Below are 21,826 nucleotides of genomic sequence, written 5' to 3' on the forward strand. Positions count from 1 at the left end.
CTGGGGGGACACTATCGACAGTGACACTGACCTGCTCAATCGGCGGGAGAGTCACTCACCGCGACATTGGGCCCCGCCGGTGAGGCCGGAGCGGGCGCCGCGGATCCCTCCTCGTCGAGCATGTCGCGTTCCGTCTGGGCCACCACGCGGGTGACCACCAGGTCGCCGGTGACGTTGCACATGGTCCGCGCCATGTCCAGGACGGCGTCGATCCCCGCGACGAGGGCGACCGGTGCGAGAGGGAGTCCCATCGTGGTGACGGTCATCGTCAGCATGATGACGCCGGCGCCCGGCACGCCCGCGGTTCCGATCGACGCCAGCACGCCGACCAACACCACCGTCGCCAGTTGGCCCGGGGTCAGCGTCACGCCGGCGATGTTCGCGATGAACACGGTGGCGGCACCGACGTAAATGGCCGTCCCGTCCATGTTGATGGTCGCGCCCAAGGGAAGGCTGAACCCGTACACGCCCTCGTTCACGCCCATCCGCTTCGCCGCCCGGATCGACACGGGCAGCGTCCCGTTGGACGAGCGGGTCACGAACGCGGTGAGCATGGGGTCCTTCGCCGCGCTGAAGAAGCGAACCACCCCGACCCGGAACAGCAACAGGATGACGCTGTACACCAGGATCTGGACGAATATCGCGCCGTACACGACCCCGGTGAGACGCAACAACGGCAACAGGACCGCCACGCCGGTCTCCGCCATCACCACCGCGATGAGGGCGAACACTCCGATCGGCGCGTACTCCAACACGCCACGCACGACACGGAACACCAGCTCAGCGGCGGCGTCGACCCCGGTGCGCAGAAAGGTCCCCATTCCCCGGATCCGCGCGTCGTCGCTTCCAAGCATGAAGGCCAGAGAGACACCGAAGACGAGCGCGATGAACATGACACCCAGCACGTTGCCGTCGACCAGCGCTTCGAACGGATTGGCCGGGAAGATCCCCAGGAGGGTGTCCGCCACGTCCACGTTCTCCGCCGACTCCTCGGTGTCGTCCGGCATGCTCAGACCGGTTCCTGGGGAGACGGCCAGGGCGATCGCCAGCCCCACCGCGATAGCGAAGGCGGACGTGAAGAGGTACAGCACGAACACCTTGCCGCCGATCCGCCCCAGCCGCTGCGGAGTGATCGAGGAGGCTCCCGCGACCAGAGTGGTGAGGATGAGGGGGAAGACAAGGAGTTGGAGCAGGTTGAGGAAGATCTGGCCGAGGGGGTCGAGCACGGTGATTCCGTGGGCGCCGATCCACGTCAGGATCATCCCGAGGACGGGAATGTCGGCTCCCGCTCCACCGGAGAACGCGCGAATCGCCAGTCCGGTGACCAGGCCTCCGACGAGACCGACCGTGAGCTTCCAGATGAGGGGGACAGCCAGGTAGCGGCGCCACAGGCCGGGCGCGTGAGGGGTCGCTGGGGCCATGGTGTTGTCCTTGGTTTCTCGGGGCACGGACATTTCCGTGGGTATACCGAGCGAACAAGGTCAACACACTCGCCACGCCCACCGAGTTCGACGGTGACGATGGCCCGAACCGGCCGCGTGTCGCGGCTTCACCTCGCGGACGGCACCCAGTCGACACGGTTCAACGCGTAGAGATGTGCGGGAGTACCGAGTTCGGTGGTGAAGTCCCCGCGGTAGTCGAGGCCGGTGTTCCGGGCGACCGTGGCCGAGGCGATGTTGTCGCGGTGGAGTCGCGCCACGAGGACGTCGGAGTCGATGTCCCGGAAGGACTCGTCGCGCACGATGCGTGCCGCGTGGGTGGCGATGCCACGCCCCCAGTGTTCCGGGTCGGTCCACCAGCCGATCTCCACCGCCGAGGTGTCCACCTCCAGGACGGGGGCGTGTAGATAGTTGGCCGCCGCGACTCCGAGGAACCCGCCGGACTCCTCGTCGATGATCCCGCGCCAACCGAAGCCGTGCGTGCGCCAGTGCTCAAGACACCGCTCATGGCGCTCCTCGGCCTGCTTCCGCGGCCAGGGTGAGCCGTCACCGATGAAGGTCGTGACCCGGGGGTCGGAGCCCAGCCGCACGAGTTCCGAGCGGAAACGCTCCTCCCATGGGTCGAGACGGAGTCGCGGAAGCGGGCGAGGGGAACGCGAGGACGGATCGAGGCGTGACATTGCCGCACTCTACAACTCCGTGCCCGCCGCATGTGTGGACTCACGACAACGCCGACGGGCGCGTGGTGTGGTGGCCGGTCGTGGGCGAGACCCTCGCGCTCCGCGCGGTTTCCGGGCGCCACACGTCTCGACTGAGGGCGCCGATTCTGGTCGAATCGTACGGTCGGCACAGCGAACCACTTACGGGAGTGTCCATGCGCCTCCGCAGTACCGCCGCGCCAAGCCCCGCGCCCGTCCCCGAAGGGAGGGACCAGTGACGACAGGCCCCACCGAACTCCGTGGGTCGATCTTCGGACACGAGGTGCGTCGGGTCGAGGACAGTCGTCTCATCGTCGGCGGCGGTGAGTTCATCGACAACCTCAACCTGCCCGGAACCGCCCACGTCGCGTTCGTGCGCTCGCCGCTGGCCCACGCGCGGGTGCACGGCGTCTCGACCGAGGAGGCACGTAAGTCGCCCGGCGTGCTCGCCGTCGTCACCCACGCCGACATCGACCACCACCCCCTCCCAACCCTGGGCCCCATCCCCACGGAGATGCGGCGACAACTCCTCGCGGACGGCATCGTTCGATACGTCGGCGAGCCCGTGGCGGTGGTAGTCGCCGAGACGCGAGCCGAGGCCGTGGACGCGGTGGACCTCGTTGATGTCGACTACGAGCCACTGACCGCCGTGGTCGACGCGGACGAGGCCGTCGCCGACAACGTCCTGCTCTTCCCGGACGTCGGCACGAACACCGCCATCAACAACGACAGGAACGCCGACGCCTTCACACCCGCGTTCTTCGATGACTGTGAGGTGGTCGTCCGCGTCGACATCGCGAACCAGCGCATCGCCCCAACCCCGATGGAACCCCGTGCGGCCGCGGCGAGGTGGGAGGGTGACCGACTCCAGGTGTGGGCCTCCACCCAGGAACCGCACGGTCTGCGGGGCGACGTCGCGCAGGTGCTCGGCCTGCCGGCCGACCGCGTTCGGGTCATCGCGCCCGCCGTCGGTGGCGGGTTCGGCGCCAAGACGGGCGGCTACCCCGAGTACTGCGTCATGGGCGCGTTGTCCGCCATCGTCGACCGGCCCGTCACCTGGATCGAGTCCCGATCAGAGTGCATGGTGGGCCTCGGACACGGCCGCGCCCAGTCGATGGTCGCCGAGATGGGGGGAGACCACTCCGGCAATGTGTCCGCCTACCGGCTGAGTGTCCAGGGCGACATCGGTGCCTACCCCCTGCTCGGTGCGGTGCTCCCGGGAACGGCCAGTCGCATGGGGCCGGCGGTCTACGACATCGAGCGCTATGCCACTCGCTCCCGGGCAGTGGTGACCAACACGGTGCCGGTCGTTCCCTATCGGGGGGCCGGCCGTCCTGAGGCCGCCTACGCGGCGGAGCGGGCCATGGACGCATTCGCCGCCGAAATCGGCATGGACCCGGTGGAGCTGCGGCACCGGAACCTCCTCGGCGACGACCGCTTCCCACACCGCACCGCGACCGGAATGACCTACGACAGCGGGGCCTACGCCGCGGCGCTGGACACGGCGGTGCGAGCGGCTGAGTACGACTCCCTGCGCGAGGAACAGCGAGCGCGGCGGGAAGCCGGCGACACGGTACAGCTCGGGGTCGGCGTTTCGACCTACGTCGAGATCACCAACCCGGCTGTGAACGCCGAACACGGCGCCGTCGACATCGACGCCGAGGGCAACGCGGTCGTGCGGAGCGGAACCCACTCCCACGGCCAGGGCCACGAAACGATGTACGGGATGATCCTGGCCGAGGTGCTCGGCATCGCCTCCGACCGGATCACGTTTATCCAGGGTGACACCGACGTCGTCCCCACGGGCGGTGGCACCTCCGGGTCACGCTCCCTGCAGGTCGGGGGATCGGCCGTGCACAGCGCCGCGCGAAAAGTCCTCGACCAGGCGCGGGAGCTCGCCGCGACCATCCTCGAGGCCTCGGCCGACGACCTCGTCTTCGACACATCCACCGCCACGTTCACCGTGCAGGGCGTGCCGGGGGTCTCGGTGGGCTGGGCGGACCTGGGCGCCTACGCCGCCGATCACGACGAGACACTGGGCGCGGCCGTCGACTACCAACCCGCGGGCGCCACCTTCCCGTTCGGCGCACACATCGCCGTCGTCGAGGTCGACACCGAGACCGGCGGCGTGCGGCTGCGCCAGATGATCGCGGTCGACGACTGCGGCCGTATCCTCAACCCGATGCTGGTGGCGGGCCAGGTGCACGGCGGTGTCGCGCAGGGGATCTCCCAGGCCCTCTTCGAAGAGGTCCGCTACGACGCGGCCGGCAACATCCAGACCGGTACCCTCGCCGACTACACGATCCCCTCGGCCGCGGACCTCCCCGACTTCGACCGTGTCCCGTTGGAGACCCCCACTCCACTCAACGAGCTCGGCGCGAAGGGCATCGGTGAGTCCGGCACCATCGGGTCCACCCCCGCGGTCGCCAACGCGATCGTGGACGCGTTGTCGCACCTGGGCGTCACGCATATCAACCTTCCCGCCACCCCCGAACGCGTCTGGGAAACCCTGCGCGACGCCCGGTCACAGGCGGTGCTGGCCCCGACCCACGCACCGCCCTCGCAGGAGTCTCCCGACGCCCACGCCCACGAAGATCGTCCACGAGTGCCGCGGGTTCCGCGGGAGTCCCTGCCCGCTGGGGTCCTCGGACGCCTCCTCCAACCACGAACCGTCGCCATCGCCGCCGCCACGGTGGGCGCGGCACTCGCGGTCCGGTACCTCCGTAACCGCCTACGCCGCCGCCGGTGACGGCACGACCGCGTCGCCGATAGGTCCGAGGGAGTCGGGACAGCCTGAGGTAGAAGGGGAGACATCCGGTCGCCGAGGTGGGGCGATCGAGGGACGGACGGCTGACGGGTGTTCGGACTCGTCAGCATGAGGGGACCGATTGGGGCCCCTGGTTGCGGAGGACACAGTGAGCACGATGCCGATGTCCGGGTTGGTTGTGGCGGACTTCAGTCGGGTACTGGCGGCGCCGTACGCCGCCATGCTGCTCGGTGACCTGGGGGCCGACGTGATCAAGGTGGAGCACCCCAAGACCGGGGACGACACACGCGCCTGGGGGCCGCCCTTCGTCGAGGGGGAGGCGACCTACTTCATGGGGGTCAACCGCAACAAGCGTTCCGTGGCGGCCGATCTCACCAGCGACGCGGACCGGGCGCGCGTCGTCGAACTGGTGCGGCGCGCCGACGTGCTGTTGGAGAACTTCCGTCCCGGAACCATGGCACGCTTCGGGCTCTCCTACGAGGAGGCGCGGGAGTTGAACCCGGGCTTGGTCTACTGCTCCATCACCGGATTCGGCGAAGGCCAGGGAGCCACGTTGCCGGGGTACGACCTTCTGGCCCAGGCCGTGGGCGGGCTGATGAGCGTCACGGGATCAGATCCGGACAGTCCGGTCAAGGCTGGAGTGGCCCTCGTGGACGTGTTGACCGGCCTGCACGCGACGGTCGGTGTCCTCGCCGCGCTCCGGGAACGAGACCACAGCGGTCATGGCCAACGTGTGGAGGTCAACCTGTTGTCGACTCTGCTCTCCAGCATGGTGAACCAGAGCGCCGGGTACGCGATGGCGGGAATGGTTCCGGGCATCCTCGGCAACCGGCACCCCTCCATCGCGCCGTACGACGTCTACCCGACCGCGGACCAACCTCTCGTGGTCGCCGTGGGCAACGACCGTCAGTTCACTGCTCTCTGCGAGGGTCTTGGGGTCCCGGAGCTGGCGACCGATCCCCGATTCGCGACCAACACCGACCGGGTCGCCCACATCGACTCCCTCACCGAACTATTGGCCGAACGACTCCGGACCCGACCGGCCACGGAGTGGACCTCGGTCCTCACCCCCCGCCGCGTGCCCTGCGGACCGGTCAACGACCTCGCCTCAGCGTTCGCCTTCGCGGAGTCCCTGGACCTCTCGCCCACCGTCCCTACCGGCATGGGAGAGGACACGGTGTCCACGGTCGCCAACCCCATCGGCCTGTCGCGTACCCCACCCCGCTACGACAGGCGCCCACCCCACCTGGGCGAGCACACCGCCGAGATCAACCGGTGGCTGGAGGGGTAGGCCGAGGCTCCAGCGACTCCCCCTTCCCGACCGGCGGGGGCGGCGGGACACTCGACGTCCACCCCCGCCGTCGCGCTGGTTTCAGGGCTTGCGGAACACTCCGCCGAACTCGCACCCGCGCTTGGTGCGCTCCGAGGCGCCCAGGTGGTGCCGGATGATGGGGTGCGGGTCGGGGAGAGGCGGCTGGTCGGGGTCGGGGCGCCAGTCCTTGATGTCGCCGAGCCCTGGCGCCACAGGCTCCAGGTGGGACGTCCATGGCTCCACGTCCTCCGGGGCGCGGATCTTCCACACCGCGCCGACGTCCTTCCCCGCCTGGTTCGCCGCCGCCCGGTCCGCCGCTTGGTGCAGGACGACGTGGGAGAGTGCCAGGTAACTGCCACTGGGGAAGTGGTCGATGGGTGCCGTGATGGCGCGTAGCGCGTCAGTGTCGTCCAGGATCAGGTGTGAGACGGAGAGCATTAGGACGGCGACTCGCCGCGAGGGGTCAAGCAGGCGTTGGGTGTCGGGATGCTCGAGAATGCTCGGGAGGTCGGTGAAGTCCGCCTGGACGACGGCGGTCGAGCTGTCACTGGCCAGTAGCGCCCTGCCGTGGGCGAGGACGATCGGGTCGTTGTCCACGTAGACGACGCGGGCGTCGGGTTGGAACTCACTCGCGACCTGGTGCACGTTCTGGTCAGTCGGCAATCCCGAGCCGAGGTCCAGGAACTGCGTGATCCCGACCTCCTAGGCAAGGAACCGGACCACACGGTAGAGGAAGAGCCGGTTCTGCCGCGCGATGTCCACGGTCTCCGGGAACGCTTCCATCGTCGCGGCGATCGCCTGCCGGTCGACCTCGAAATTGTCCTTGCTTCCCAGCGAGATCCCGTACATCCGGGCTGCGGTGGGGCGGTCGGTGGGGATCTCGGGAGGGTAGGTGAAGGCGTCCGGCTCTTGGCTGGACCGCTTCATGAAGTCGTTGGGTTGTGGCATTGGGGGCTCCAGTGGAAGGGGTCGTCACGGCTTGCGGAGCACACCGCCGTGCAGGTATCCGCGCCGTCCGCGTTCGGACTCCCCAAGGAGGTGGCGGACGGAGGGGTGTGGGTCGGGGAGAGGGGTCTGGTTGGGGTCGGGGCGCCAGTCTCTGACGTCGCACAGACCAGGGTCCACGGGCTCCAGGTGCTCCATCCACGCGTTCACCTCGGCGGGCGTGCGGTACTTCAGGCCGACCCCCACCTCGGTCCCCGCCTTTTCCAACGCGTCGCGGTCATTGGAGTCGGGGGCGATAGTGCTGGAGAACGCGAGGTAGCTTCCGCTGGGAAGGGCGGCCATGGTGCGGTGGACCAGGCCCCGCGCGACGTCATCCTGGGGGATCAACTGCAGCAGTGACGACATCACCACACCGACCGGTTGGCCGAGGTCCAGGATCAACCGCGCTGTGGGGTGGTTGAGGACCGCGTCGGTGTCGGTCACGTCCACTTGGATGACGGCGGCCGCGTCGTCGCCGGCGACGAGGTCGCGCGCGTGTGCGATCACGACGGGATCGTGGTCGGCGTAGAGGACGCGAGCATGGGGGTGGTGTTCTCGGGCGACCTGGTGGACGTTGTTCTCGTTCGGGAGGCCGGAACCCAGGTCGAGGAACTGGGTGATTCCGGCTTCCCCCGCGAGGAACCGGACCGCACGGTACAGGTACTGCCGACCTTCCCGCGTGAAGTCGATGCTCTCGGGAAAGTGCGACAGTGAGGCGAGCGATGCGTCGAGGTCCAGTTCGACGTTGTCCGTGCTTCCCAGTGCCAGACCCGAGATTCGGGCCACCGTCGGCTGATTCGAGAGTTCCCCGAGCGGAGAGGTCCCCCCGTCCTGCTGCTGGCGGGACCGCTGCGAGGACTCGTGGGATTCGGACATGGCGAACCTTTCCAACAGACGACTCGTGACACTGGAAGCGGATCCTGACCGACGGGGTCAGGGTTTTCGTGGGGCGCCTCCACACTCGACGGCACGTATTCGGGTGGAGGACTGACCCGGAAGGCGGATGACCCGGAGGCGTGGCGACTGCCGGTCCACCTCGAAGTTGTCCTTGCTCCCTAGCGGGATCCCGTACATGCGGGCCGCGGTGGGGCGGTCGGTGGGGATCCCGGGAGGGTAGGTGAAGGAGTCAGACTGTGCGCTTGATCGCTTCATGAAGTCGTTCGAGGGCAACGAGGGTCTCCCCGAGGGTGGGCAACCGAGGTCACGAAGATCGCCCAGTGTAGCCATATCGGGGTCAACGGGACAGGCCCTTCCGTCGTTGGGCGCATGGTGGTAAATGCCCAGAATCCCGTATAGGCCGAAAGAAACGGACTCTGGGGCGGATTTCACTCGCCCCAGAGTCCGGTCACGCTCCGTATATGTAATACCGGTCGGCCATTAGTCGGTCGTCAGTCGGCCAGCCAACGGATCAGTCCGTCGAACAGGGCCTGGTAGCCGTCCCAGTTCTCGCAGAACTCCGGGGGCGCCCAGTGTGGCGAGCAGTCCGAGGTGAACACCGCGGTGCGCCCCTGTCCGTGGGAGGCGACGGTGACGAGCGGGTCACCGTTGATCTCCGCGAGTGTGGTCGACTCGGGCCGGGCGATGACCCTGTTGTAGCCGAGCAGGTGCGGCCACCGCGAGCCCGCGCCGGCGGTCGCGGGGTGCTGGGCGTCGAGTACGGCGGGGTCGGCGCCGGCGGGCAGTTCCACCCGGTCGTCCTCCGCCAGCATCTCCACCGGCAGTACCGGGGCGATCGGGGACTGGCGGAAGGCTCCCTTGGCCTCGAACCCGGTGAAGGACAGGTAGCCCCCCACCATCAGCAGCGCCCCGCCGTCGTGGACCCATCCGGCCAGGTTCGCAAGTCGGTCGTGCCCCCGCTCCGAGCGGTCGAACACGTTGGGCGCGAGCTGGATGGAGTTCGCGCCGATGTCGGACAGGACCACGACGTCGTAGGCGGAGAGGGCCGCGGCGTCGTCGGGGAACTCCTGCGGGACCAGGTGCGCGGGCAGATGGGTCACCTCGTGCCCGGCCGCCCGCAACGCGTCCCGCAGCGGGCCCACTCCCTCGGTGTAGGAGTGCGTGCTGAAGGAGTCGACCCCCTTGATGTGGGTGGTGACGGTGACCCAGCTCTCGCCAGCGATGAGGACTCGGCTCACGGAAACGGTTCCTTTCGGTCATACGGTCGTTCGGTCATGGGTTTCGTGCGGTCGGACGTGTGAGTGGGCGGGGTCAGCCCGCCGCTCCGGAGGCGGAGTCGAACAGGGAACGCGGGTTGTCGCGCAGGAGCGACGTGACGACGGAGTCCTCCACCCCGACATCGCGGAGACGCTGCGCGAACAGGGTCGGGACGTAGGCGAAACCGTTGCCTCCGTACTGGGGCAGCATGGCCTTGAGGAACACGTCGTGACTGAGCAGGATCTGGCCCGCGTGGCCCGCGCCGACCAGACGTCGCACCGCCCCGGCGGTCTCCCACGGAGGCGGCGCCTGCCCCTCACCGGGAAACAGGAAGGGCATGCCGACCATGTCGAACTCCAGCCACACGCCGCGGTCCGCCACGCCGCGCTGGTAGTCCGGGTCCTGGCCCGAAGGGTCCATGTGGCACAACACCACACCCGTGGGGGCCACGCCCTGCTCGTCGAGGACGATGTCCAGCACCTCGTGGGCACGTCGCCGCCACCCCGGCAGGTGTACGAACATCGGCACCCCCAGCGCCCGCTGGGCCAGGCAGGCCGCACGCAGCGCGGTCCGCTCGTCGGACGTGAAGTCCGGGGATACCCCGATCTCGCCGATGACACCGGGACGTGGTCCGGCCGGAGCACGGAACTCCGCCACCAGTTCCGCCGCCAGGTCGTCCTCGCCGGTGGTGGCCAGGTGCGGGGGGTGGAACCGTTGGAGGTACCAGCCACTGCCCATGACCACGTTGAGTCCGGTGCGCTCGGCGATGTCGCGCAGCGCCGCGGGATCCCGGCCGAGACCGGGCGGGGTGAGGTCGATGACGCTGCCCCCGCCGCATGTGGCGAACTCGCGCAGACTCTCCACCATGGCCTCGGTGTCGGCCAGCCCGCAGTTGTCCGGGCAGGCGTAGGGCGCCTCCCGGAGTCGCCACGCGATGTCGGCCGACACCGTGGACTCGGCCAGGATCGCCTGGTTCGCGTCCCGCGGTGGTTGGACCGCCGCCGAGAGGTCGTTGGCGAGGTGCTCGTGGGGGAGGGTGACCCCCAGCTCGGCACTGGAGATGGGGCCGGTGACTGTGGTGACGGTCACCGCCGCGGCGGCGGGGCGTCCGACAGCAGCTTCCCCGCTCATGTGGGCCGACTCAGTAGGCGCCGCATCAGGTCCGACACGTCCCGCCCCCGCAGGTTCAGCCAGATCGCCAGGATCAGCACACATCCGGTGACGATCGGGGTGAGGAAGGGGCTCATTCCCAGCAGCGTCAGCCCGTTGGCGATGGCGCCGGTGATCACGGCACCGATCACTGTGCCGAGGATGGTTCCCCGCCCACCGAACAGGTTGGTGCCGCCCAGCACCACGGCGGCGATGACCGTCAGCTCGAACGCCTGGGCGGAGTTGGCCGACCCCGACCCCAACCGGGCCGCGATCAGCAGGCCGGCCAGCCCCGCGGCACCGCCCGCGAACACCATGGCCCACATCTTGATCCGCCGGGTGTTGACGCCGGCGCGGCGTACGGACTCCTCTTGGGAGCCGATCCCCGTCACGTACTGCCCGAACCGGGTGTGGTTGAGCAGGATCGCTCCCAGGACCGCGACCGTGAGCGCGATCCACGCCGCGGCGGAGAACCCCAGGAAACTCGCGTCACCGATGCGGGCGAGGAAGAGTCGACTGTCGATCGGGACGGAATACCCCTCCGTGCGCAGCAGGGCGACACCACGGATCACCGACATCGTGGCCAGGGTGACCACGAACGGCGGGATCCGGTTGTAGGCCGACAGCCACCCGTTGACCAGCCCCCACGCGGCGCCGGCGAGGATGCCCAGCGGGATCACCACGGCGGAGTCCAGACCACTGAGCAGCAGTTCGGCGCTGATCGCGGCGACGAAGGCGATCGTGGACCCGACCGAGAGGTCGATTTGTCCCGAGGTGATGACGAAGGTCATCGCGACACCGACGATCACGATGGGCGCGATCTGTGTCGCCATGTTGGAGAGGTTGGCGAACGTGAGGAACTTGGGTTCGGCGATGCCGAAGCCCAGGAACAACAGCACGGTGACGCCCACCATGAGCAGGGTGGCCTTGTTCGTGTGGGCCCACCACTGAGCGAGCGGGGAGCCCGGAGCGGACCGGGTGCGTTCCCCTGTCGTCTCCGGCGCGGTGTCTGTGCTCACTGTGTGGCCTCCTCGGGCAGCCCCAGGTCCGCGACGTCGGACCGGGTGATCATGCGCACCAGGGACTCGATGTCCAGTTGGTCGATGGGGACGTCCTCCACGCTGCGCCCCTCGTACATCACGGTGATTCGGTTGCAGACCCGGAAAAGGTCCTGCAGTCGGTGGGTGATCAGGATGACTCCCACGCCGCGGCTCGCCACGTCGGTGATCAACCGCAGAACGGACTCCACCTCGGCGACGGCCAGGGCCGCGGTCGGTTCGTCGAGGATCAGGACCTCGGGCTTGAGGGAGACGGCCCGGGCGATGGCGACGCTCTGGCGCTGTCCTCCCGACAGTTGGCCGATCTCCTGCCGGGTCGAGGGGACGCGTACGTGCAGGTCGTTGAGGATGTCGGCGGCCTGTCGGTGCATGGTCCGCCGGTCGAGGAAGGGGCCCCGGCGGGGTTCTCGGCCAAGGAAGAGGTTGCTGGCCACGTCGAGGGTGTCGCACACGGCCAGGTCCTGGTAGACGATGCCGATGCCCTCCTTGCGGGCGGCGGCGGGACTGGCGAAGCGTACGGAACGGTCGCGGATCCGGATCTCGCCGGAGTCGTGCTGCTCCGCGCCGGCGAGGACCTTCATCAGGGTGGACTTCCCGGCGCCGTTGTCGCCGACCAACCCGAGAACGTCGCCCGGCATGAGGGTGAGGTCAACTCCGTCGAGGGAGGTGACCGCGCCGAAGGACTTGCGGATGCCGCTGAGCTCCACAAGCGGAGTGTCGGACATGATCACTGCTCCAGGAAGTACATGTAGTCGTCGATGTTGTCGGGGGTGACGATCTCCACGGGGACGGGGATGTCCGCCGGTGAGTCCTCGCCGCAGGCGAGCCGGATGGCGGCCGCCATGGCCTGGTGGCCGAACTCGAAGGTGTTCTGCTGCACCACTCCGGTGATCCAGCCGTCCCGGAGCCCCTCGACCGTTGGTTCGGACAGGTCCCAACCGACGACACTGGTCGTGTCCATGGCGTCCTGCCCACGGACCGCGGACGCGAGGCCGATGAGGGCCGGCTCCCCGGTCGCGTAGACGTACTCGGCGTCGGGGTTACCGGTGAGCAGGTTCTCCGCCGCGGTCTCGGCTTCCTCCTGCACGTTCTGGCCGTCGACGACCGTGCCGATCTCCATTCCCCCGGCCTCGACCGCCTCGGTGAACCCGTCCTCCCGTTCGAGCTGGACCGTGCTGTTGAGCGCGCTGACGACGTGTACGGTCCCTTCGCCGTCGGACTGTTCGAGGAGGAACTCGCCCATCTCCGCCCCGGCGTCGGCGTTGGCGACGCCGACCTGGGTGGAGACGGACTCGTCGTCGATGGTGGAGTCGACGGCCACGACGGGGATCCCCGCCTCGTCGGCGTCGCGCAGGGTCGGTTGGATGCCCTCGGTGTCGACGGCGTCGATGATGATCGCGTCGACGCCGCTCACCATGAGGTCGTTGATGGCGTTCGCCTGGGTGACGGAGTCGTCCTCACCGTTGACGATCTGCAGTCCCGCCCCGGTCTCCTCGGCGATGCGCTCGGCTCCGGTGTTGATCTGGTTGAAGAACAGGGCCTGCAGGTTGATGGTGACGAAGCCGATCTGGGGCGCCGCGCCGTCGATCTCGCACGACTCCGGGATGTCGGTGGGCTCGGGGATGTCCGCCGCCGCGGCCTCCTCCGCCTCCTGTTGTGCGCGAACGTCGGCGTCGCACGCCGTCAACGCCAGAAGCGTCGCCCCTAACGCGATACAGCCGGCTCTTCGCTTCATGGGGGGTCCTCCTTGGTGAGTGTGCCGCCATCGGGAGACGCGCCACGTAGCGCGACCTCCAGGTCCGAAAGGGTGGGGGCTCCCCGGGGGCCGGGGACGGTGCAGGACAGTGCGGCCGCGACCGCGGCGGTGCCGGCGGCGGAGGTGGGGGCGGTCCCGCGGTCAAGGGCGGCGAGGTAGACCCCGACGAAGCAGTCCCCGGCCCCGGTCGTGTCGACGACGGACACCGGGTGGGCCGCCCCGCGGTCCACGTGTCCGTCCGGGGCGGCCAGGCTCCAGCCGGCGGCGCCGGCGGTGACGAGCACGGTGGTGTCGAAGCGGGCCGCGAGTGTCGCGGGGTCGACGGCCGGACCGAACAGCTCCTCGAGCAAAGTCCTGCCCACCACCACGTGCTGGGCGTGGGACAGGGCGGCCTCGGCGGCGGCGCGGTCGGCGCACCCGTCGAGGTCCACGAGCAGCCGCATGCCGTCGTCCGGTGCCTGCCCGTCGGCGAACAACGCCGGTCCGGCCTCGGGCCAGCGGTAGCCGTCGACGTAGAGCCACCCGCCGCCGTGGTCGCGTAGTCGGGCCGCGGCACGGGCGACGTGCGCGGGGGTCAGCGCGTCGTCGTGACTGACGACGCTGCGTTCACCGTCGGGGGTCACCAGGATGACGCAGGTGGGGAGGGCGTCCTCGGTGCCGCACCACGAGGTGTCGACCCCGGCCTCGGCGAGGGAGTCCAGGAACGCGCGGTCGCGCGGTGTGTCGCCGACGGCACCCGCGAACCGAGCGTCGGCGCCGGCCCGGGCCGCTGCGACGGAGGCGTTGGCTCCCATCCCGCCGTGGTGGTACTCGATCGGGTCGGCGTGCACACGTTCACCGCCCCCTGGGAGACGGGGGATTCGAGCGACGACGTCGGTGTTCGCGTAGCCGCAGAAAACGATCATGAGGGGGCGATACCGCCGCGCTCCGCGGCCCGCGTCAGTTCGCGCACCCGCTCGGGGGAGACGCGTCCCCACCACCGGCCGTTCTCCTTCAACGAGGACGCCACGATCGCCCCGTCACAGGCGGAGACGAGCTCGGCGACGTTGTCGGGGGTGACGCCGGATCCCAGCACCACGGGCAGACGCGTGTTGGTCTTCACGCCCTCGATCTCCTCGATCGAGGCAGGATGACCGGTCCGGGTTCCGGTCGCGATGAGAACGTCGGCGTCGAAGAACTCCGCGTCCTCGGTCTGCGCGGCGAGACTGCGGTCGGCGACGATCGCGTGGGCGCCGTGTTTGACGTGGACGTCGGCGAAGACACGAACCGGTTCGGCGCCGATCCGGTGCCGGAACCGGGTCGCCTGGGCGGCCTGGCCTTCGATGATTCCCTCGTTGGCGACATAGGCGTTCGCCCACTGGTTGACGCGCACGAAACCCGCCCCCGCCGCCCACGCCGAGGCGATGGAGCACGCGGCCGCGTTGGACAGCACGCTCACGCCGACGGCACCGGTGACGGCCTCACGGACCCGCGCGGTGATGACGGCCATGGCGGCGGCGGTCTCGTAGCCGTGTTCTCCCGGCTTGAGGAACGGGATGTCCCAGTGGTTCTCGACGATCACGCCGTGGCAACCGTTCTCACAGTAGGCGCGGGCCTCTTCGACGGCGAAGCGGGAGATCTCGTCGAGCGGGGTTCCCCGGTAGTGCGGGCTGCCAGGCAGCGGTGGAAGATGCACGGCGCCGATCAGCGCCGGGGACTTCGTGAACAGCTCAGCCATCGCACTGGGCTTGTCCGGAAATACGCCGAGTGGGGATTCCACGCTCATGCCGCCTCTCGATATGTAATCGATTACAAAGGAGTACGGTAGAACCTACGAACACTTCACACCTCGGGTCAAGATCCACTGTGTAAACTCCCGTGAACCGGGGGTTCATGGCGAGAGTGAGGAACTCGATTGCCCCGAGCGACCATCTCCCAGGTCGCGGAACTGGCCGGTGTATCCACCGCCACGGTCTCGCGCGCGCTCTCGGATTCACGGCGGGTCTCGGCGACGACACGTCAGCGGGTCCAGGACGCGGCCCAGAAACTCGGCTACTCCGGCAACTCCATCGCCAGTGCCCTGCGCCGCAACCGCACGGACACGGTCGGAATGGTCGTCCCGAGCATCACCAACCCGTTCTTCACCTCACTGGTGGAGAACGTCGAGCACGTTCTGCAGGAACAGGGACGCCAACTCTTCCTGTGCGACTCGCGCCAGGACGCGGAGGTCGAGGCGCGACACCTGCGTTCGTTGCTGGCGCGCCAGGTCGACGGCATCATCATCAGTCCCTGTCACGACCGGCACAGCGGCGCCGCCGTTCAGGCCGCGGCCAAGCGCATCCCGTTGGTCCAACTCGACCGTCAGGTCAGCGGGACCTCCACCGACTGGGTGGGTGTCGACGACCACGAGGCCATGCGGCTGCTCATGGAGCACCTCGACGAACGTGGGGCCCGTTCCGCCGCGTTCGTCACCTCCACCATGACCAACTCCTCGACCCAACTGAGGCTGATCGGTTTCCGGACCCAGGCCCAGCGACTGGGTATCCACACGCGTGAGGAGTGGATCCAGCTCGGTGACTACTCCGTGGCCTGGGGACGCGCGGCTGGTCGGCGCATCATGGACGACACCCCACGCCCCGACGCCATCGTGTGCGCCGACGACCTCATCGCCATCGGCGTCCTCCGCGCCTGCCGTGACCGCTCGGTCGCCGTCCCCGACGACGTCCAGGTCACCGGCTACGACGACATCGACTTCGCGGACTTCGTGCACCCCGGACTCACCACCGTGCGCCAACCCCGAGAACGCATCGCCGCCGAAGCCGTGCGCCTTCTGGCCGCGACGGCCGAATGGGGCGGCACCGCCGCCCACACCGCCCTGGCGCCCACGCTCGTCATCCGCGGAAGCACAGCCCAGCGGGCACGAACGGGCGGGGTGTGACACGGCCGGTGGCCCGTCCAGGCGTGTGCCACCTCGCAGTCCACGCGCCGCCGTCGGAACCGCGCCGCGCGCCTGCCCTGCGTGGTGTGCCGCGGGGAGACGGACACGCCGGCGGCGTCCCGGAGCGGGACGCCGCTTCACCGGCTCCGGCGGGGCCGCGTCCGGCACTGGGCGCACGCGGTGTCGACCACGCCGACTGCGTCAGCCCGTGGGGATCCCGGTGGCGCACCACGTGTCGAGGAGGGCGGAGTAGACCTTGGCGGCCTGGCCAAGGCGGGTGACGGAGCACCACTCGTCGACGACGTGGCACTGTTCGGGTTCGCCGGGGCCGCAGATGACGGTTCCTTCCGCGCCCAGGAGCTCCGTCAGCACGGAGGCGTCGGTGAAGAACCGCGCCGGGGGCGCGGGCGTGGGATCAAGACCGACCTGCTCGAGGGCGTCGGACACGGCGTGTGCGAAGGGGGAGTCGGTGGGTGTGTCCACAGGGGAGAGGCGGGCGATCGTGGAGATGTCCACGTCCGGTCCCACGATCTCGGCGACGCGGGCGGCGAGGCGCTCGGAGGGGACGCTCGGTCCGTGCCGAAGGTCCAGGGCCAGTTGAGCGGCATCGGGAACCACGTTGACCTGTGCGCCCCCGGCGATGGTTCCGACGTTCGCGGTGACCGGGCCGAAGCGGGAATCGGTGGGCCAGTCGTCGGTGTCGTGCAGGCTGACCGCGGCCCGGGCGGCGGCGACGATGGCGTTACGGCCGAGGTGCGGGGCGGAGCCGTGCGCCGACACCCCGTGCGTGGCCAGCCGCAGCCACAACCCGCCCTTGTGTCCGAGGACCAGACGGTTCGAGGTGGGTTCGCCGACGAGCAGCCACCCACCCCGGCGTAGGGCGGAGCTGGGTATGTCGGCCGCTCCCTCACACCCCGTCTCCTCAGCGGCGGTGAGCACGAGCTGGACGGGACGACAGTCGTGTTGCCGGCGTCGATGGTGGGCGAGGGCGACGATGAACGCCGCGACACCCGACTTCATGTCACTGGCCCCACGGCCCGCCAGTTGGTCACCGTTGACGGTGGCGGTCCACGGGTCGCTGCTCCAGTCATCGGGGTTGGCCGGGACGGTGTCCAGGTGCCCGGTGAAGGTCAGGGGCGGGCCGTCGTCCGTGCCTGGGGTCGTCGCGATGAGCTGGTTCCGGTTGGGGCGCCAGTCCAGCGTTTTGGTGACGAGACCGGCGGCGTGGAGTTCGGCTGCGGCCACCGCTGCCGCTCCGCTCTCTCCGTCCCCGACGGTGTTGACCGCGATCAGCTTGCTCAGAAGGTCGCGCGCCTCGTGCTCCACCAGCGGTTCTCCCTCATGCCTGGGGGCGGTTTCCGGCCTCATGATAGGCAGACGACCGCCCGACGCCGTGGGCCGGGGTGAAGAGGATCACCACGGTCACGCGTATCCCCGGGCTTCGTGGGTCCTACGATTTCCGACATGCGCATCGTGCCCGCCCGTCTGGACGAACCGGACGCCGTGAAACTGACTGACGAGGTGCAGCAGGAGTACGCCCGGCGCTACGGCGAGGGCCCCGGCGACATCACGCCGTTGGAGCCGGCCATGTTCGAGCCGCCCCGGGGACTCTTCCTGTTGGCGTACGACGATGACGGCGTCCCCGTGGCGACGGGCGCCTGGCGGACCCAGGAGGACGCCGAGGAGGGCTACTCGGTCGGCGACGGGGAACTCAAGAGGATGTACGTGATCCCGTCCGCCCGTGGCCAGGGACTCGCACGGCGGATCCTCGCCCTGTTGGAGGACGACGCCCGCGCCGCCGGCCGCGCGCGCATGGTGCTGGAGACCGGCATCGCGCAGCCCGAGGCCCTCCAGCTCTACGCCTCCTCCGGCTACGAGCCGACCGCCACCAAGTTCGGTGCGTACCGGTTCAAGGATTCCAGCCGCTGTATGGCCAAAACCCTGTGAGGGCGGCCGCGCGTCAGGTGACCTCGGGGTCCTCCACCCCGAGCGGCCGGAACCCGCTGAGGACCGCGGCGACCGTGAACAGGACCAGGTCGTAGCCGATGTGCACGACAACCGCCGTCACCAGACCGTGGTTGAAGAGCACGAAGAACAACACCATCCCGATGAACCACGCGTTCAGCCACCCGAACACGCCCTGGTAGGCATGGGCCTTACGGAACCCCGCGTTCACCGAGACGATCGTCGCCCCCAGGAGCCAGCCGCCCGTGGTGAGCTCCGGTTCGAGAATGCCGAGGGTGACGACGTTGGCCACGGGGACGAGTCCTGCGGTGTAGACCCACTCCACCAACCCGAAGGTCACCAGGTTGGCCACAGCGAGGAACACGGGGGTGCCCACCAGGAACAGCCACCGGTAACGCAGCTCCTCGAACAGCCCGCTGCTGACGCTCACCCACAGTCCCAGCACCGCGTGTTCCCGTGGAGTGAAGGGGGTCGTAAGCCCGCGCGCGACCCACACACATCCCGGCACGACCGCGAGCACCAGCGCCCAGACGAACACGGGCCACGTCGCGGCCAATCCGCCCACGACGTCGGTCGGGATTGTCCAGACCACAGCGAATCCCAGCGGGTGGTCGATCCAGATTCCCCCGACGAGGTACAGGACCACCGCGCCGACGAAGGCCCCGAGCGTCGCTGTCCCCTGCCCCAGCGCCGCCTGGGCACCGAACGCGTTCACCGCGACGTTGCGCGGAATCGGCCCGTTCCACTGGCCCATCGGTGCCTCCCCAAGGATCCCTCGATGAGACGGTCCCATGGACGATCGGAAGATCCGGTGGGAATCGGGTTTCGGCCCCAATATCCGGCACCTTGGACTCCGACAGAAGTGGCGCGCGTCGTCGTCCGTTGGGCCTCCCTGGGCGTTTACCGAACGGCGGCGGGGGGCGGGTGTTCCCGCAGGGCTCCATAGGCGAGCAGATAGGGCGGGATCCGACGGGCCCACGGCGTGCGTTCCGTGAGGCGAAGAGGCAGCGGCAGGGTGGAGGCACGGGCGAAGTCGATGTCGCCCCGAAGCGCGGGGAGGACGACCCTACGGTGTGCGGCGCGTTGGAGACTTTGGATCAGTGCCGTGGTGGGCCACCGGCGCCGTTGGACGGCCGCGACGTCGGCGCGGGTGACGAGGCCACGGCGGAGTGGCTCCTCGAGGTAGCGGGCCGCGGCGACCGCGTCCTGCACGGCGAGGTTGATGCCGACCCCGCCCACCGGCGACATGGCGTGCGCGGCGTCGCCGATGCACAGAAGCCCGGGTGTGTGCCACCTGCGCATCCGGTCCAGTTGGACGTCGAGGAGCTTGACGTCGTCCCACGCTTGTACCAGGGGGCGCCCGGACATCCAGGGGAACTGGGCCAGCAGTCGGGAGTTGAAGTCGTCGATGGGATGGCTCCGATTCTCGGCGTCGGTGCCCTTGGCGATGATCGCGGCGGTCTGGTAGTAGTCACCACGGTCGATGAGGATGGTGAACTGGCCGCGGCTCACCGCGCCGACGCCGCCTTCCGGGTCGTCCGGGTGCCGGGGCAGTCGGAACCACATGACGTCCATGGGGGTCGAGAAGTCGTGGATATCGAGCTGGGGCAGCGTTCGCGCCACGGAGTCCCGCCCGTCGCACGCGACCGTGAGTGGTGCGCGCACCTCCCCGACCTCACCGTCGCGTGTGCGGTACCGGACCCCGTTGATCCGTCCGCCCTCTTCCAGGAACCCGGTGACTTCGGTGTTCATGCGCAGGGTGAATGACGCCTCCTCGCGTGCGGAGTCGGCGAGTAGGTCGAGGAAGTCCCACTGGGGAACCATGGCGATGTAGTTGTACTTGGTGCGCAGCCGCGTGAAGTCGGCCAGAGTGACGAAGCCGCCGTCCTCGCCGATGGGAACGCGCACCTGGTGGACCCGCCGCTGGGCCAGCCGTGCGAACCGCTGTGCCAGGCCGAGGTCCTCCAACAGCGACAACGTCGTCGGATGTACGGTGTCGCCGCGAAAGTCGCGGAGGAAGTCGCCGTGCTTCTCCAGGACGGTGACGTCCACTCCGCAGCGGGCCAGCAGCAACCCCAGGACCATTCCCGCCGGCCCACCTCCGACAACGCAACACCCGGCCCGCGACATCGGTCCTCCCTCAGACACCACTCGATTCGCGATAACCACTCTACGTGTCGGGACCACTACCGAGCGGCAGTCGTCGGGTCCACGGTCACGCGCTGGTTGGTGACGGGGCGGTCACCGTGAGGGGCGCCCCGACTGCCACGTGCGGTAGGTCCGGTGGGTGGAGGTGGGGGTCCCGATCTGTGGTGGACAAATGCTGTGGACGCGTCGACGGTCGTTGACACAGACTGGCGCGATGATCGAGTTTCACGGGTGGGTGAGCGTGCGTGAGAGCACCGTCGGTTTCGTGCCGCCCAACCCGAACGGATCGGAGACGCACGAACGGTTCCTGGACCGGATCGACGAGCTTGACGACGACTCCTGTCTCGTCGACGCGCGCTGGGTGAACGCCATGTTCCAGGTGACCCTCGGCGGTCGGCACAACCACAGGGGCGGCGCGGAGCGCTACCTCGAGTTCTTTCGGTGGATCGCCACCTGGGCCCCGGGGTCCTACGGTCTGCTCTACTACCGCGACGACGAGGCGGAGCACCCGGCGCGGCGCGAGGAGTTTCGGGTGTTGGTGATGGCGCGCGGTGAGGTCTCCGAGAGGATCGACCCGTTCCTGTCGCCCTGCGTTCCCGTCATAGAGGACGAGATCTCCCTCGACGACCTCTGAGCCGTCGAGGGAGCGGTGTCAGCGCAGTCCGGCGAAGAGGTCGATCTCCGGTTCGGTGACCGGAACGGAGCTGGAGTGGCGCACGAACGACTCGTGGCCGAACATCAACTGCAGCACCTCGTGGGGGAAATGCAGCGGGAAGATGGACTCGGCCTGGCTGGCGTGCGCTTCGAGCGCCTTACGCTTGGCCTCCACGTGGGACAAGACGTCCAGTGTCGCGGTGATCTCCTCGTCGGGAGTTCCGAAGTCCTCGGGCGGCTCGAAACCAAGGTCGACCCCGAGCTCGCGAGCCCGGTCCAGGGTACGGAGCATTCCGGTGCGGGACATCGCCGTGAAGTACGTCTTTTGGGGGATTCCCGTCGCCTCGGCGGCCGCCAACGCGACACGGTGGGCCTGAATGTGGTCGGGATGCCCGTAGCCACCGAAGGAGTCGTAGGTGACCAGGACTTGCGGTCGGTAGGTCCGCATGATCGCCGCCAAGCGGTCGGCGGCCACGTCCACCTCGACGTTGGTGAACGCGGCGGAGTCCTTGTTGGCGTCCCACCCCTCCATTCCGGAGTCCCGGTACCCCAGCAGCTCCACGTGCTCGATCCCGAGCAGGTCGGTGGAGGTGCGCAGTTCCCGTAGTCGCAGCTCCGCGACGGCTCCCGGGTCGTGCCCGTCCTCACCCGGTTTGATCCCGCCCGGAGCGTCCCCCTGCTCACCATTGGTACAGGTCACCAGCACGGTACGTACGCCCTGCGCCGCGTAGTGCGCGAAGGTCCCGCCGGTGCCCAACACCTCGTCGTCCGGATGCGCGTGTACCGCCATCAGGGTCAGATCCATCAGCTCACTCCGGTCTGTCT

Annotated in this window: 19 protein-coding genes and 1 pseudogene; 5 read left to right on the forward strand and 15 right to left on the reverse strand. The window is 69.0% G+C overall.

The window, feature by feature from the left end:
• Nucleotides 1-35 precede the first annotated feature (35 nt).
• Complete coding sequence (locus tag J4H86_RS23970) at nucleotides 36-1,421, reverse strand: dicarboxylate/amino acid:cation symporter (RefSeq protein WP_236540561.1); 1,386 nt, start codon at nucleotides 1,419-1,421, stop codon at nucleotides 36-38.
• Nucleotides 1,422-1,549: 128 nt separating this feature from the next.
• Nucleotides 1,550-2,119: a GNAT family N-acetyltransferase gene (locus J4H86_RS23975; RefSeq protein WP_236540562.1), complete on the reverse strand. Its 570-nt coding sequence runs from the start codon at nucleotides 2,117-2,119 to the stop codon at nucleotides 1,550-1,552.
• A 253-nt stretch (nucleotides 2,120-2,372) separates the two neighbouring features.
• On the opposite strand from J4H86_RS23975, the gene J4H86_RS23980 reads away from it, so the two are divergent.
• Together J4H86_RS23980 and J4H86_RS23985 are read left to right on the forward strand one after the other, a co-directional pair.
• Nucleotides 2,373-4,886: a xanthine dehydrogenase family protein molybdopterin-binding subunit gene (locus J4H86_RS23980; RefSeq protein ID WP_236540563.1), complete on the forward strand. Its 2,514-nt coding sequence runs from the start codon at nucleotides 2,373-2,375 to the stop codon at nucleotides 4,884-4,886.
• A gap of 175 nt (nucleotides 4,887-5,061) precedes the next feature.
• Complete coding sequence (locus tag J4H86_RS23985; protein WP_236544152.1) at nucleotides 5,062-6,195, forward strand: CaiB/BaiF CoA transferase family protein; 1,134 nt, start codon at nucleotides 5,062-5,064, stop codon at nucleotides 6,193-6,195.
• 81 nt (nucleotides 6,196-6,276) lie between these two features.
• Here the strand turns inward: J4H86_RS23985 and J4H86_RS23990 are convergent.
• From J4H86_RS23990 to J4H86_RS24030, 9 genes and pseudogenes are all read right to left on the reverse strand, one after another.
• Nucleotides 6,277-7,164 (reverse strand): annotated as a pseudogene (locus J4H86_RS23990) (SAM-dependent methyltransferase).
• 24 nt (nucleotides 7,165-7,188) lie between these two features.
• Complete coding sequence (locus J4H86_RS23995) at nucleotides 7,189-8,076, reverse strand: SAM-dependent methyltransferase (RefSeq protein ID WP_236540565.1); 888 nt, start codon at nucleotides 8,074-8,076, stop codon at nucleotides 7,189-7,191.
• Nucleotides 8,077-8,588: 512 nt separating this feature from the next.
• A complete protein-coding gene (locus tag J4H86_RS24000) occupies nucleotides 8,589-9,335 on the reverse strand; it encodes a glutamine amidotransferase (RefSeq protein WP_236540566.1) in 747 nt (248 codons plus the stop codon).
• 73 nt (nucleotides 9,336-9,408) lie between these two features.
• Nucleotides 9,409-10,485: a phosphotriesterase family protein gene (locus J4H86_RS24005; RefSeq protein WP_236540568.1), complete on the reverse strand. Its 1,077-nt coding sequence runs from the start codon at nucleotides 10,483-10,485 to the stop codon at nucleotides 9,409-9,411.
• A complete protein-coding gene (locus J4H86_RS24010; protein WP_236540570.1) occupies nucleotides 10,482-11,522 on the reverse strand; it encodes an ABC transporter permease in 1,041 nt (346 codons plus the stop codon). The genes J4H86_RS24005 and J4H86_RS24010 overlap by 4 nt, the downstream gene beginning before the upstream one ends.
• A complete protein-coding gene (locus J4H86_RS24015) occupies nucleotides 11,519-12,286 on the reverse strand; it encodes an ATP-binding cassette domain-containing protein (RefSeq protein WP_236540573.1) in 768 nt (255 codons plus the stop codon). Before J4H86_RS24015 ends, J4H86_RS24010 begins: the two co-directional genes overlap by 4 nt.
• A gap of 2 nt (nucleotides 12,287-12,288) precedes the next feature.
• Nucleotides 12,289-13,296, reverse strand: coding sequence for a substrate-binding domain-containing protein (locus J4H86_RS24020; protein WP_236540575.1), 1,008 nt, complete (start codon nucleotides 13,294-13,296; stop codon nucleotides 12,289-12,291).
• Complete coding sequence (locus J4H86_RS24025; RefSeq protein ID WP_236540577.1) at nucleotides 13,293-14,222, reverse strand: carbohydrate kinase family protein; 930 nt, start codon at nucleotides 14,220-14,222, stop codon at nucleotides 13,293-13,295. The genes J4H86_RS24020 and J4H86_RS24025 overlap by 4 nt, the downstream gene beginning before the upstream one ends.
• Entirely contained in the window at nucleotides 14,219-15,034 is an 816-nt protein-coding gene (locus tag J4H86_RS24030) for a BtpA/SgcQ family protein (RefSeq protein ID WP_236540578.1), read from the reverse strand. Before J4H86_RS24030 ends, J4H86_RS24025 begins: the two co-directional genes overlap by 4 nt.
• Before the next feature lie 177 nt (nucleotides 15,035-15,211).
• Here J4H86_RS24030 and J4H86_RS24035 point away from each other — a divergent pair, with 177 nt between their 5' ends.
• Nucleotides 15,212-16,234 carry a LacI family DNA-binding transcriptional regulator gene (locus J4H86_RS24035; RefSeq protein WP_236540580.1) on the forward strand — a complete coding sequence of 341 codons (1,023 nt, stop codon included), beginning with the start codon at nucleotides 15,212-15,214 and terminating at the stop codon, nucleotides 16,232-16,234.
• Nucleotides 16,235-16,435: 201 nt separating this feature from the next.
• Here J4H86_RS24035 and J4H86_RS24040 read toward each other — a convergent pair whose 3' ends face one another.
• The gene (locus J4H86_RS24040; protein WP_236540582.1) at nucleotides 16,436-17,602 is read right to left on the reverse strand and encodes a M20 family metallopeptidase; all 1,167 of its coding nucleotides are present in this window, start codon (nucleotides 17,600-17,602) and stop codon (nucleotides 16,436-16,438) included.
• A gap of 96 nt (nucleotides 17,603-17,698) precedes the next feature.
• Between J4H86_RS24040 and J4H86_RS24045 the strand changes: the two genes are divergently transcribed.
• Entirely contained in the window at nucleotides 17,699-18,181 is a 483-nt protein-coding gene (locus tag J4H86_RS24045; RefSeq protein WP_236540584.1) for a GNAT family N-acetyltransferase, read from the forward strand.
• A 13-nt stretch (nucleotides 18,182-18,194) separates the two neighbouring features.
• Here J4H86_RS24045 and J4H86_RS24050 read toward each other — a convergent pair whose 3' ends face one another.
• Together J4H86_RS24050 and J4H86_RS24055 are read right to left on the reverse strand one after the other, a co-directional pair.
• On the reverse strand, nucleotides 18,195-18,953 hold the full coding sequence (locus J4H86_RS24050; RefSeq protein WP_236540586.1) for a hypothetical protein: 759 nt from the start codon (nucleotides 18,951-18,953) through the stop codon (nucleotides 18,195-18,197).
• 146 nt (nucleotides 18,954-19,099) lie between these two features.
• Complete coding sequence (locus tag J4H86_RS24055; protein WP_269134499.1) at nucleotides 19,100-20,329, reverse strand: FAD-dependent oxidoreductase; 1,230 nt, start codon at nucleotides 20,327-20,329, stop codon at nucleotides 19,100-19,102.
• Between the two features lie 232 nt (nucleotides 20,330-20,561).
• On the opposite strand from J4H86_RS24055, the gene J4H86_RS24060 reads away from it, so the two are divergent.
• Nucleotides 20,562-20,981, forward strand: a complete 420-nt coding sequence (locus J4H86_RS24060; protein WP_236540590.1) for an Imm7 family immunity protein — start codon at nucleotides 20,562-20,564, stop codon at nucleotides 20,979-20,981.
• A gap of 18 nt (nucleotides 20,982-20,999) precedes the next feature.
• Here J4H86_RS24060 and J4H86_RS24065 read toward each other — a convergent pair whose 3' ends face one another.
• Nucleotides 21,000-21,806, reverse strand: a complete 807-nt coding sequence (locus tag J4H86_RS24065) for a PIG-L family deacetylase (protein ID WP_236540592.1) — start codon at nucleotides 21,804-21,806, stop codon at nucleotides 21,000-21,002.
• Between the last annotated feature and the right edge of the window lie 20 nt (nucleotides 21,807-21,826).

The sequence above is a fragment of the Spiractinospora alimapuensis genome, from assembly GCF_018437505.1.
Lineage (GTDB): Bacteria > Actinomycetota > Actinomycetes > Streptosporangiales > Streptosporangiaceae > Spiractinospora > Spiractinospora alimapuensis.

Coding starts and splice junctions, on each gene's coding strand:
- J4H86_RS23995 (WP_236540565.1), bottom strand. CDS start 8,076: ATGTCCGAATCCCACGAGTCCTCGCAGCGGTCCCGCCAGCAGCAGGAC.
- J4H86_RS23975 (WP_236540562.1), bottom strand. CDS start 2,119: ATGTCACGCCTCGATCCGTCCTCGCGTTCCCCTCGCCCGCTTCCGCGA.
- J4H86_RS23985 (WP_236544152.1), top strand. CDS start 5,062: ATGCCGATGTCCGGGTTGGTTGTGGCGGACTTCAGTCGGGTACTGGCG.
- J4H86_RS24025 (WP_236540577.1), bottom strand. CDS start 14,222: ATGATCGTTTTCTGCGGCTACGCGAACACCGACGTCGTCGCTCGAATC.
- J4H86_RS24045 (WP_236540584.1), top strand. CDS start 17,699: ATGCGCATCGTGCCCGCCCGTCTGGACGAACCGGACGCCGTGAAACTG.
- J4H86_RS24040 (WP_236540582.1), bottom strand. CDS start 17,602: ATGAGGCCGGAAACCGCCCCCAGGCATGAGGGAGAACCGCTGGTGGAG.
- J4H86_RS24005 (WP_236540568.1), bottom strand. CDS start 10,485: ATGAGCGGGGAAGCTGCTGTCGGACGCCCCGCCGCCGCGGCGGTGACC.
- J4H86_RS24060 (WP_236540590.1), top strand. CDS start 20,562: ATGATCGAGTTTCACGGGTGGGTGAGCGTGCGTGAGAGCACCGTCGGT.
- J4H86_RS24020 (WP_236540575.1), bottom strand. CDS start 13,296: ATGAAGCGAAGAGCCGGCTGTATCGCGTTAGGGGCGACGCTTCTGGCG.
- J4H86_RS24055 (WP_269134499.1), bottom strand. CDS start 20,329: ATGTCGCGGGCCGGGTGTTGCGTTGTCGGAGGTGGGCCGGCGGGAATG.
- J4H86_RS24015 (WP_236540573.1), bottom strand. CDS start 12,286: ATGTCCGACACTCCGCTTGTGGAGCTCAGCGGCATCCGCAAGTCCTTC.
- J4H86_RS24065 (WP_236540592.1), bottom strand. CDS start 21,806: ATGGATCTGACCCTGATGGCGGTACACGCGCATCCGGACGACGAGGTG.
- J4H86_RS24030 (WP_236540578.1), bottom strand. CDS start 15,034: ATGGCTGAGCTGTTCACGAAGTCCCCGGCGCTGATCGGCGCCGTGCAT.
- J4H86_RS24050 (WP_236540586.1), bottom strand. CDS start 18,953: ATGGGCCAGTGGAACGGGCCGATTCCGCGCAACGTCGCGGTGAACGCG.
- J4H86_RS23970 (WP_236540561.1), bottom strand. CDS start 1,421: ATGGCCCCAGCGACCCCTCACGCGCCCGGCCTGTGGCGCCGCTACCTG.